Annotated in this window: 6 protein-coding genes; all 6 read right to left on the bottom strand. The window is 54.0% G+C overall.

Annotation, left to right across the window (positions count from 1 at the left end):
* Positions 1-232: 232 nt before the first annotated feature.
* Entirely contained in the window at positions 233-2239 is a 2007-nt protein-coding gene (hmsP, locus tag AC3ISQ_RS00510) for a biofilm formation regulator HmsP (protein WP_489350055.1), read from the bottom strand.
* A 210-nt stretch (positions 2240-2449) separates the two neighbouring features.
* Positions 2450-5920: a cellulose synthase complex outer membrane protein BcsC gene (gene bcsC / locus AC3ISQ_RS00505; protein ID WP_489350054.1), complete on the bottom strand. Its 3471-nt coding sequence runs from the start codon at positions 5918-5920 to the stop codon at positions 2450-2452.
* Positions 5902-7002, bottom strand: a complete 1101-nt coding sequence (gene bcsZ, locus AC3ISQ_RS00500) for a cellulose synthase complex periplasmic endoglucanase BcsZ (RefSeq protein WP_489350053.1) — start codon at positions 7000-7002, stop codon at positions 5902-5904. Before bcsZ ends, bcsC begins: the two co-directional genes overlap by 19 nt.
* A gap of 4 nt (positions 7003-7006) precedes the next feature.
* Entirely contained in the window at positions 7007-9304 is a 2298-nt protein-coding gene (gene bcsB / locus AC3ISQ_RS00495) for a cellulose biosynthesis cyclic di-GMP-binding regulatory protein BcsB (protein WP_489350052.1), read from the bottom strand.
* A gap of 38 nt (positions 9305-9342) precedes the next feature.
* Positions 9343-11937 (bottom strand): UDP-forming cellulose synthase catalytic subunit, encoded by a 2595-nt coding sequence (bcsA, locus tag AC3ISQ_RS00490; protein ID WP_489350051.1) that lies wholly within the window; start codon positions 11935-11937, stop codon positions 9343-9345.
* Positions 11934-12668 (bottom strand): cellulose biosynthesis protein BcsQ, encoded by a 735-nt coding sequence (gene bcsQ / locus AC3ISQ_RS00485; RefSeq protein ID WP_489350050.1) that lies wholly within the window; start codon positions 12666-12668, stop codon positions 11934-11936. Before bcsQ ends, bcsA begins: the two co-directional genes overlap by 4 nt.
* Positions 12669-12671: the final 3 nt, after the last annotated feature.

Genomic DNA, 12671 nt, shown 5'->3' with positions numbered 1-12671 from the left:
AGATACGCGCGAAGCGTCCATCTAAAAAAATTCCGATAACTTCGCTTGCGCGGAAAATAACACCCCCATAACAACATGGAAATAACTTGTTGCTACTGCAGGTCAATGATGATGTGAATTTAAGAGCTGAAACGCGTCAGTCCGGGTGCAACTCGGTTGGTTACGTAAGAATTTCTTTCATTACCACAACATAGGTAGGATTGAATGGCGGTTTTCGGACGTCATGATCGGCTCAGTGGGTTGACTGGCAGTATTGGCTTTCAAACTCGCCACGCGGCAGTGGGCGCGAGAACAAGAACCCTTGCGCACGATAGATTCCATGTTGCAACAACCAATCACGTTGCTCTGGCGTTTCGACCCCCTCCGCCAGCACTGGCAAATCCAACACTTCAGAGATAGAGCGAACAATGCGTACCATCGCATCATCTTCCGGCAGCCCGCGGATAAAACTTTTGTCGATTTTAATCAGGTCGATAGGCAAACCACGCAGACGGTTAAGGTAATCCAAATTAGAATACCCCATGCCAAAATCATCCAGTGCGACGGAGAACCCCAACTCGTACAACTCACGCAATAACGTCAACGCGTTGTCCAAATCGTCGATGCGAGCGGTCTCTGTGATTTCCAGCAACAGTTTGCGCGGTTCGATACGGTACTGAGCCAGCAAGCCTTTCAAATGCGGCACAAAATCCTCATGTTGCATTTGAACTGCCGAAATATTTACCGCCAGCGGCAGAGTCACGCCCTGTGCCTGCCAGTCGGCCAAAATCCGGCAAGACTCTTCCAGCACCCAATGACCTAGCGGCACAATCACGCCAAGTTCTTCGGCTAATGGTATTACCTCAGCAGGCAATATCACGCTGCCATCCGGTTGCTGCCAACGCAGTAGGGCTTCGGCAGCGTAAACCGTATTGGTGCGCATATCCCACTGGGGTTGCAGGAATAACCTAAATTGACGCTGTTCGATAGCTTGTAGGATCTCACTTTCCTGCGTCAGACGTTTTTCAGTTCTTTCCGTCAGTTGCGACTCAAAGAACAGGATCTGATTTTTACCTTGTCGATGGGCAGACATCATCGCCGAAGTCGCGCTACGCAACAGTTGTTCAGCGCTCTCCCCTTGATTGAGGTAATGGGCAATACCAATGCTGGCACTTGGCCGCAGCGAGAGATGTTGCAACGTTAGCGGTGCATTGATTTGCTCCATAATACGTCGTGCCAGTTGCATTGCGTTGTAAGGCTGTTCAATGCCTTTGGCTAAAACGGCAAACTCGGTGCTATTTAGCTGCGCCAAAACCCCGTTGTTATCAATCGCCGCCCGCAGTTTGTCGGCCAACGTTTGCAATAACGTTTCGCGCATCGCCAGGTTTAATACGCTTAAGGCTTCGTGCAGCGTATCAATGCCAATCACCAACAGATTAAAGCGATTCGGCCGCAAACTGCTGGCGATATGTTGTTCCAGTAACGCGATAAATAACGTCTGATTAGGCAACGACGTGATCGGATTACGAGTACTCAAACGCCCCATATCGGCGTGCGCTTTGGCGAGCATTTGCTGATTACGGTTATAATTTCGCACCAATAAACCCAGCTCGTCATCCTGATGCAGCGTCGGCAACATCAGTTGATGATAAGGCGCGTTTTCCTGCGTCACGTTCTCCAGCTCTTTCACCATCGCCCGCAACGGATAGACCAGCAGACGATTCATGCACCAAGTAATGGCGATCGACAAAATCAGCGCCAACAGCAAGTAAGTCGACAACATGGTCGAAAAAGTGCTGAGGATAAACTGATACATGCGGTAAGAATCCGCCTGTAACACCAGATAGGCCAGCGGTTGCGGGTTAGTAGGCACTCTCTCCAATGAATAGAGCGGTACCGAAACACGCAGCGGCAGATTGAATACTTTGGCGATAAACTTAGGAACCGGACGCTCCGGCGGGAAGTTGACGTGCAATGCCCGAAACTCGTTCGGTAACACAATATCGGCGCGGGTAATAATACCGATCGGCAATAGTGAACTCAGCACTTGCTTGGTTTCGGGCACATCCATGCGTAACACGGCCTCTGCCAGCGGCTGCCGCACCGAATGGGCGATACTTTCTAGCTGCCGAGCATAGTCATCCCTGCGCTGCTGCACAAAATGGAATAACAGGATCACGATAAAGATGCAGATAGTCACCAGTGCCACACCGGAAATCGTCGCCATCTGTTTAATCGTTAGTGAACGCCTGACCCGCAAACCTACTCTCCGTTAATTCGGCTGAAATACAAAAGGGAGCCGAAACAGTCTGCTCCCCTCTAGGACTGGTCTGAGTATACTCGATTATTAACTGCTTTTATCTGGCTATACCGTTGGCAAAAGAAGGAAAAGCGAGGGTTTCGGCCTTTTCCTAAGGCAGGGTAGCAAAACTACCCTATGTAAAACACTAGGAATCCCAATCTTTAACCGTTACTTAAAATCTGCGTAGGGGGTCAGCGGCTGTGGCGGCAGATCCAAATCACCCTGCCAACCGGCCAACGAATAGCGCAGATAAACCAAAGCGTGGCTCGGGGTGTAATCTTTGGCCTGCTGAATATCGATGCCCGCACCCAACGTCCAATGCGAACTCAATCGACGTTCAATAATGGCTCGTAGGGTATAACCGACACCAGAAGAAGAACTGCCTTCCTCCACCGCATATTTGTCTGGCAACGAATCTGGGATCATCCCCTGCAACGGATAGCGCTTCTGGCTACTGGTTTTAGCATGAGAAACCGATACCGAGCCGCCCACCTCAAATGACCAATTTTCAGTACGTTGACGATAATTGACGGGCACCGCCAACGACATATATTGCTGCGGGCTGTAATAGCCGCCCTGCCCCAGTGAGTACCCACTTAGGTCTTTTTGGTAGTGCCACAGCATGGTGTTCAGACCAATGGTGGCGCGGCGGTTATCTTCATTAATCAGTTTGTAGTAATAACCGGCCATGAAACGTTCACGCTGGTTATCTTCGACGTTTTGCCCAGTTAACATATGGGCACTGAGATCGGCCCAGACGCCGTGCGCTTCGCCACGATCGTAACTGGCGCTCAAGCTCATCCCCGTCGCTCGCACACCGCCCCAGGTGATGCCGGTATTAGGATCTTTGGTGCCGCCATAAGCCAGTAACGAGCTGGCAATCGGTCGCCGTGAAGCCGCTAACGTCCAACCGATATGCTGCCAGTCGCCGCTATAAGCCAATCCACCCACCCAATCGACCACCTCGAAGCCCATCGGTGTGGTACCAATATCCGCCGCCCAGCGATCATTCTTCCAGCCCACCGCCACGCTGGTGCCGTTGGTTTTCTGGCTCTCATCACCGCGACAGCCCACGCTGTTACAGGTGCCAAAGGTTTCATCGTATTTGCCACCGTTGGTGGAGAAGGTTCCCGCATTCAATTCCACCGTATCGGTGCGGAAAAAGGCTCGGCCATCGTACAGCGGCATATCCACCTGCAACATAGTGTCGTGAGCTTGGTAGTCGGAAATACCGCCCGTGCCGCTGGAGCCCCAATAGTCATGATCTAGCGTGACGTTGACGTCCTGCTGACGGTATAAATCCGCCGCATCGGAACGAATCCCGCGTTTCAACCAATCGTCGGTGGCATTATTGCGGGTCAGTAACGTGTAGCTGTCGTTATCCTGTGGCACGCTTGGCGTGATGCCACTGGCCACCATCGCCTGCTGATAATCTTGTTTTGCCTGTTCCGGCAGGCGTTGCTCGCTCTCCAAACGGGCTGCGTCACGGTAAATCAACGCTTTGCCCTGCCCCGGCGGTTGCTGCTGGGCCGCGGTTTTCAACTGGTCAAAAATACCGAGCGCCTTATTGGGCTCACCGACCGCACTCCAAGCATTTGCCACCCGCCGCTGGCTGTTGATCGATTCATCAGCCTGTTCCGGCGTGGTTTGCAATTGCTGACGCGCTTTATCCAACTCGCCCTGCGCCACATAAGCTTCGATCTCGCCCAAGCGAGCATCGGGGTTATTCGGTTCACGGGTTTTCACCCGCTGATAATCAGCCAACGCGACGGCATAATCACCCCGCGCCAGTGCCCAATCCGCCAGAGTCAGATCAATGCGGGTATTCGGCGGTTGTTGCCGCAAATAGGCAATGGCTCTCGCTTCATCACCCGCGGCACGCAGTTGTTCGGCGTGATCTAAGGTCGCCTGAAGTTTCAACCGCTGTGCCAGCTCGCGCATATTGTCGTTCCATTGCGTCGTCGGCAGCGTGGCTAAATGCGTTAGTGCCTGCGAATCACGATCGCTCGCGGACAGATACAGCGCATAGGCATAAACTTGCTGCGGATTGTTGCGCTGCCGCTGCGCCAACTGACGAAATACCGCATCCGCCTGCTGCGGTTGCCCGGCTTGACGCAGCGTTTGCGCATAATGGTAGGTCAGCCAAACATCATCCGGCTCCATCTGCTGGGCACGGCGATAAGTTTCGACTGCCTGATGCCATTGCTGCTGCTCCGCCAATTTTTCGGCCTGCTGTTTCAGCCTATCCAATTGCAGACTGGCGAGCGTACTGCGCATTTTATTCTGCTGACCACGCGGTAGGCTGCTCAGATAGGCCAGTGCTTTTTCCGGTGACTGGCGTTGGTAAATATTCACTAACCCACGTACCGCACTGCCATTATTCGGCTCGAGTCGTAGAGCCTGACGATAATAACCTTCCGCCGCAGCGTCATTTTTCCGTGTCACCGCCACATCGCCCAAGCCAATCAAGGCACTGCTGTCGCTATTATCGAGCCGCCGTGCCTGCTGATATTGTTGTTCTGCCAGTGGCAAATTATTGGCCTTCAACGCGTTGTCGCCCTGATCGAGCGCCAACCAATAGCGGGTGCTCTTGATGAGACTCTGCCATTTGCCGCTGTTATAACCATCTTGATCGGCCTGCTGCGCCTTGCGGAACCACTCAAGCGCCTGCTGACGATTGCCAGCCCGTGAATAGGCTAATCCCAACGCACCCAGCACTTCGGCATCATTAGGCGAGGCCACCAGTGCTTTTTTCAATTCTGGGATCGCGTTACGGCTACCGCCTTTATCTACCTGCGCCAATCCACGTATCCGCGCCTGATAAGCCGGATCTGCCAGCAGAGTTTGTTGCCTTGCCAGTTCTTGCTTAGCGCTGGTTGCCTGATCGCCGATATCGAATACGCCGAGGAAGCGGTTAAGCGCTGTGACGCTGGCTGGGCTGACCGGCATGGCTTTAACTTTTTCCAACCACAGATCGGCAGCTGCACCGCGCCCCGCCGGGTCAGCAGCCACTTTCTGTAAGTATTCATAAGCTTGTGCATCACGATCCTGACTAAACAGCAATCGCACCAGCACCATACGCAACGGCACATTACCGGGATATTGGTTATCAAGCGCTTGTAACTGTTTGATAGCGTTAGGCTCTTGCCCAGGCAGACGCGCCACCAGCCGCCAATATTCCACGGACAGATCGAGCGTCGGAGGATTACCGTGGAATAATTCGTCGTACTGCGCCTTAGCTTCAGGCAAACGTCCGGCGGTCGCCATTAACCGCGCTTGCTGTAACTTCTGACGCATCGCGGGTTGGGTCAGCATCATGTTCATTTCGGCCTGACGATAAACCGTAGACTGCGGTGCGATACCTTTTAGTTTATCCAACTGCTGCTGTGCCAACGCCTGATTCCCCTGCCGCAGAGCCAAACGCATGCGCGCGGTAATCACATCAGGGTTATTCGGGTCCATCATTTCTAGCCGATACAGCGACTGACGCACCAATTCTTCTTTATTGCTGGCCTCGCCCACGCGCACTTGTTCCAGCAACCATTGCTCTGGCGCGACGGTTTCTGCTCCTTGCGCTGTGGGCAACATCGCCAAACTTAACGGTAACAGGCTTAGCCAGTTTATTTTGAAGTTGTGCATTGGCTGCCCCAGGCAGGTTGCAATTCACCCTGCCGATTAAAACGATAACGTTGTTGATCCCATCCTTGGCCGAACAGCATCAGCGAGAAACTGAAATAGGCATCGTCGCCCGGTGGGTTATTTTTGATACGCTGGCGCTGTACGGCCAACGCCTCCGGCATTTCGGCCAGCAATGGCAACATCGCCGCAGAGAATCCTACTGGGCCATTACCGGTAGTTTTGCCGCTGGCAGCGTCGGTTTTTTCCGGCGGCACACCATTTTGCACCGTCAAATTAACCATCGGCTGAAACTGCTTCACCAATGCCGCCCGTTCTGGGGAGTCCGCTGCTAGCATCGCCACCCACAGATAAACGCGGATTGCGTCGTAACTGCCGACGTTAGGTTTTACCGTATCCGGCCGCCAGCCGTTGCCTTTTTGCCACACCACCCAATCGGGAGAGAAACCGTGCGGTGCAGTTTCCAGCCACAGACGCTGATTCGCCGCCTGCATGGCTTTCCACGGTCCGTTCAAGGAAGCAAAACGCGCCAACAACTGCGGCGGCAAATAGCTCGGGTTCAAGCGCCAGCGATCGCCATCGACAAAACCCACTTTGCCCGGTAGCAGCATCAGCCCCAAACCGGGCAGCTCGGCAACCTCTTCACGCGCAATACGCTGTAATAACAAGGTGCCCAAGGTCTGATAACGACGGCTTTGCCACAGACGACCGGCTTCCAACAGGTTATAGGCGATCCACAAGTCAGAATCGGAGGCGGAGTTACTATCCAGCACTCGCCACTGTTTTTTATCGTCCTCGCCCCACAACCAAGCCGGTAAACGTGCGCTGAGATCGCCCGCCGACAGATTGTTTTCCGTCCAATTCAATAACAGATCGAAAGTGGCGCGATCGTCCGCCACCAGCGCGAAGAACATGCCGTAGCTCTGCCCTTCGGAGGTGGTGATTTTGTTCGGGCTACTGGGATCAATCACTCGCCCCTGTTCGCTGATGTAAAACTGCTTGTACTGCTGCCACGCTGGCCACTCACAAGCCGCCAGCGCAGAGAAACTCGATAACAGCAGCAGAGCAGGCAATAACCAACGCATGGCGTTAGTCTCTATCTTCAGGCGATAAACGACGGCGACTAAAGGCTTTCAGGCCACGCCACAGCATCATTGCCAGCACCACCACCACGATCACCGCGATAATAGCCAGCAGCACCGGATGGGTCGACAACTCATGCCAAACGCGCTCCCACCACGGCAAGTGACCGACGTAGTAAATATCCCCGACGCGCAGACTGTTCACCCCCGACTCACGGATCACCGCCACCGAGCCATACATCGCCGCCCGTTTGCCGCTGTCTAGCAGCGCGTTGTTCAGCAACTGATAACCACGCGGGCTATCGGCCAGTAGCGCCACGATGCTGCGCTGATCGTCGAACGGTGACTGCACGCCGACGATCGCCGCCATCGCGCCTTCAGAACTGATGGTGGTCTGGCTATCCGGGTTGGCATCATCCTGCTGTACTTCTTTGTTGGGTAATGGGATTTGGCGCACTGGCTGTTTCACCCAGCTCTGAGTCGCATCCACCAACAGGTTGATTTTCTTGTCATCGCGCAGCTCCGCCGGAATGGTGCCAATCAGCAGAATATCGGCGTCTTGTTTCTCCGCCTGCGCCCAGTCGTCACTCATTTTCACCGCCAGCGCCGGGTAGCCAGTGTTAGCACCAATGCTGCCCAACGCATCCAACAACGCGCTCACCTGCGCCGGTTGCGGCTGTTTGTTCACTAGCACCAGCGTTTGCGACAAATCGGCTAAGCGGCTGAACGGGAAGCCGGCGTTGGCGAAGGCACGCAGATCTGGCATCGCCATAAAATGACGATAACCCGAAAAATCGATGGTGGAATTACCGTCGATCACCGCATGGTTCTGGGTTAAAGAATAGGTTTCGCAGCGGCCTTCCGCACCACTGGCTAACAGCGTGGTGTAGTCGAAATCGAAACGTAGTTGGTTGGTTGCACCTAAACGCAGCGCCGGGACGTTGACGTGTTTATCCGCATCCAACAAGCCTTGCACTAACGGCAGGCGCAGTAACTGGCTATCGCGTTCATGCTCTGGTAGCAACGCATAATCCTGCAAAAACTGATTGTTCAGGCTGACACTCAGGCGCGAACCATCCTGAATACGCGGCGAGGTGTAGCGATACTTCAACTTCATATCAATGCCGGCACTGCGGATCAAATACAGATCCGGCGGCAGATTTAGCGTCAGTGAGATCGGGCTCGGTTCGACGCCGCTGGTCTGTAATTGCTGCTCATATTGCTGCAATTCGGAGAACTTCATCGCTCGATCGGTACGTACCCAGTTCGGCGCATCATAAGGTTGGCGCGGTGCCAGTTGTTCGACCTTATCGACCGTTACATTCTGCCCACGGAACAGGATATTGCCCTGAGCGATGCCTTTAACCGCGGTGATCAAATCGTTGTCATCACGCCCCTGAACCAACAGCAGTTTGACGTAAGGATTATCAGGATGGCTGATCATCTCCACCGTCGGGCCGTTCACCGCCGGATAATCTTTCAGGAAGTCTGGCCGTTGCTTATTGGTGGCGAACACGACAGCGTGACGATCGGGCAACTTATTGAATAAGGTTGGGAATGACTGACCGCGCCACTGTGCCTTGCTACCAAACCATGAGGCCAAAATGCCTGCAGCACGTTGCTGATCCAGATCCGGCTGCCCAGCAAACACCATCGGCAGAGTCAGCGGGCGGTTATCACGTGAGTCGAAGAACGGCTCCGGGAAATGCGAGAGATCGTTTTTCAGCGGCAAAGTCTGGTAACGCAGGTTTAACGAGCTGGACTTGCTGACATCCAGCCACAGCGAAGTACTGGCCGGATTCTCACAGATATTCTGGTAATGACCGACAAATATCAGTTTTATGCGGTTAAAATCGCTGATATAGCGCGGATCGATCGCCATTTGGATACGATTGGTTTTACCCAACTGCTCTTTGGCAATGGTGGTAACGCCCATCAGTTCGTCATTCAGATAGATTTTGACGTGCGATTCCACCGGGATCAGCGCCGGTGATGGGGTGAACTCCAAATCCAACAACGCCTGCGACACCACTTCATCGCTACGTACACCGAACTCCACCTGACCGTCTGGGCGCGTACCACGCAGGGTAAACGAACCCGGTGGTGGGGCAATTTGCCCAAAGCGTAACTGCACGTCACGGATCGGCGCATTAGGATCTTGCGGCACCGCCGGGTTGACCGGCACGGTGATCGGCTCATTAGGTTCTGCCGTCACCGTCGGTGCTGGCGCAGGCGCGGTTTCAGCGTGAGATAAGGTGCTGATACCCAAAACTAAAGCGGTAAACCAGGTTATTTTTTTCATCATCGTATCATCATCAATGTTGTAGCCGGTTTGCCGGGTAACTAATTATCGGTACCAAACGCCGGGTTACGCCCTACGCTGCGTGGGATAAAGGAAACTATCCACGCCAGCAAAGTGGTGAAACCGACAAGAATGCTGCGAATGACCGGAGGGGCGTAATCCGTCATGCGCATATAGCCGTGGAAGCCCAGCACCAGTACATCGCGCAGACTTTCGATCGGTTTATCTTCAGGGAACCCGTCCTGCCACAACGCCCAAGTGTCGGCGCGAGCAAAGGTACACTGAATAAAATCAATATGTTGTTGAGTGGAGAGATCGACCATACGCATCCCGACTTTGCTACCGAAGGCGCGCGTTACCACACAAGGGAAACTGTATTCTTGCTGCCCGCGTTTGAGCAGCAGTTGCACTTTATCGCCATCTTTCAGTGGGTCTGGCACACGCATTTCGATCCCCACGCCACCATCGGAGTAATCACGCAGCGTACAAGGGAACAAATGCCCATCGGCACGGGCAATCACCCCCGGCATGGCAATCTCCACCCGGTGCGACTGACGCACCTGCTTGGCTTCCACCGCTACCGCCACCGCACCACCGAGAATGGTCATGTTGTACAGCACCCACACCAAGCTGATAATCACCGTCGCCACTTCGTCTGTCGGGCCGTAGAACATGCGCCAAAGCCCAAAGCACAGCCCCGCCAGATTCAGTACCACCAAGAACATGTAAGGACGGGTGATCACCCAATCGACATGCTGCTCTTCTACCAAGCCACCTTTGGCAGTGACGTTGAATTTGCCTTTATGCGGATTGAACAGCGCCACCGTGGTCGGGCGAGCGATATACCACGCCAACACCGTTTCGTAGATTTCACTCCAGAACGAATGGCGATATTTACCCTGAATGCGTGAGTTAGTCAGACTGGCGTGGATCATATGCGGCAACACGTAGAGCGCGATCGCTAAGGCCGGAGCAAAGATGATATAGGCGTGCAGCAGCAAAAATGCCAACGGCGCCGTCAGGAAGATTAAGCGCGGAATGCCAGACAAGAAGTGCAGCATGGCATTGGCGTAACACAGGCGCTGTGCCAGCTTGAGTCCTTTACCAAACAACGGGTTATCTAAGCGGAAGATCTGCACCATACCGCGCGCCCAACGGATACGCTGGCCAATGTGAGCCGACAGACTTTCCGTTGCCAAGCCCGCCGCCTGCGGAATACGAATATAAGCCGAAGTGTGTCCACGGCGGTGCAAGCGCAGCGAGGTATGAGCATCTTCGGTGACGGTTTCTACCGCAATACCACCGATCTCATCCAATGCGCTGCGGCGTAAAATAGCGCAGGAGCCGCAGAAGAACGTCGCGTCCCACATGTCGTTACCGTCCTGCACCAAACCGTAGAACAAAGTGCCTTCGTTCGGTGTCTGGCGAAAGCGCCCCAAGTTGCGCTCAAACGGGTCTGGTGAGAAGAAATGGTGCGGCGTTTGCAGCATCGCCAGCTTTTTATCTTTGAAGAACCAGCCCATCGTCAGTTGCAAGAACGAACGCGTCGGCACGTGGTCGCAGTCGAAAATCGCCACGAATTCGCCGGTTGCCTGTTTTAACGCGTTGTTGATATTCCCGGCCTTGGCGTGTTCGTGAGTGGTTCGGGCGATATATTTCACCCCAACCTCTTCGGCAAAGGCTTTAAACTCAGCACGACCACCGTCATCAAGAATATAGATATTGACCTTATCTTTCGGCCAGTCGATCCCCAGCGCCGCATAAATGGTCGGTTTCACCACACCTAAATCTTCGTTGTAAGTGGGCACCAGCAGATCGATGGTTGGCCAAGTGTTGCTATCCGCAGGCATCGGCACCGGTTGCCGATTCAACGGCCAAACGGTCTGGAAGTAGCCCAATACCAGTACCACCCAAGCGTAGGTTTCCGCCGCCAACAGCAACAAACCACACACCAGACTGACCGGATCATCCCAATTCAGTGTAGCGGTGTAGCGCCACCACAAATAGCGGCAGGAAACGGTCAGCGACAGCACAATCAGCATCAAGGCCGGTAAACGCCCCGGCACCCGGCGCACCACCATCGCAATACCCCACAGCAACAGCACAAAGACAAATTGCGCCGCCAAATCAAACGGCTGTGAAATACACAGCAGTGCCAGTAACGCCATCAGTACACCGACGACGATAAACGACACGCGCCGCAAACGTTGATTCATGCGGCTCAGGCGTTGCACCGAGCGTTGTTCCACGCCGGCGCTTTCCAACCGCTGTGGTAGCTGTTTCATCCAGTTGACGTAATGTTGCTTCCAACGCTGCAATCCGGACAGATAACGTCGTTCCGGCGGCGTTCGATCGTGGCGGATCGCCAACAACCACGCCCCTTGCAGTAAGTAACGCAGCAGATCGGCTAACCGTGGTCGTTCCGGGGAAATATGCGGAAACCAATACACACGGCTAGCGCGCAACCGTTGCCAACTGGGGGATTCCAAACGCAAGAATAACCACGCGAACGCCACCAACAGCGTGGCGAAAAACGCCGTGAATGCAGAAGAACCATTCTGGCGATAATAGCGATAACGTGTCTGCACCGCCTGTGCGACCGGCGGCATCAACAACAGGTTGGCAACCTGACTCATCGCTTACCCGCAAGGTTGATCAGACACCAGTTCGCCAGCGTCAATACTTCGTCGGCGGCCAAACTTTCTGGCCGATATTCCCCTAATGGCTGTTTTGCCGCCAAAGCTTCAGCCATCGCTTCGTCGCGGTGGATCACTATCGGCAATAAGCTGTTCAAGGTTTGCAGCCACAATTGGTGTATATCCTGCTGTAACTGACTGGCGGCAGAATAATGATTGACCAAGAAATAACATGGCGTGGGTAACGCTTGTTGATGCAGCCGCGTGTGGCAATTAGCATCGGGATTCAGTAACAGGAAAACGCTATCGGCCAGTGCCAGCGCTTGTCGTGTTAACCCATCATCATTGGCGGGAATATCCAACAAAAACCAGCGGTGCTGCCCACTAGCTTGCAACTGCGCCAGTTTGTCTTGCCACTCATGTGGGTTCTGTTGGTATTTTTGTTGTACATCCAGCCGTTCCATGCTGTTTACACGGCCAAAAGGAAGAAAATCTAGCTTTTCGCTATAGCGCAGCGCGCCCTGTTGCCAGTGGGAATCATCTTGCTCGGCACGTGCCCAACCGCGTTCCAATTCGAAAGGCGTGTTGAAATGTAGACGTAGCAGGTTATCTGGCGAAAAGTCGATCACCAATACCGATTCACCTAATTGTTGCAATGCCCAAGCGAGCGCCGCCGTCACCGACGTCGTACCAACACCCCCACGCACACCCTGCAATGCAATCACCGGCATAAG

The sequence above is a fragment of the Serratia sp. KH_031 genome (genome assembly GCF_057839655.1).
This window is presented reverse-complemented; position numbering and strand designations above follow the sequence as displayed.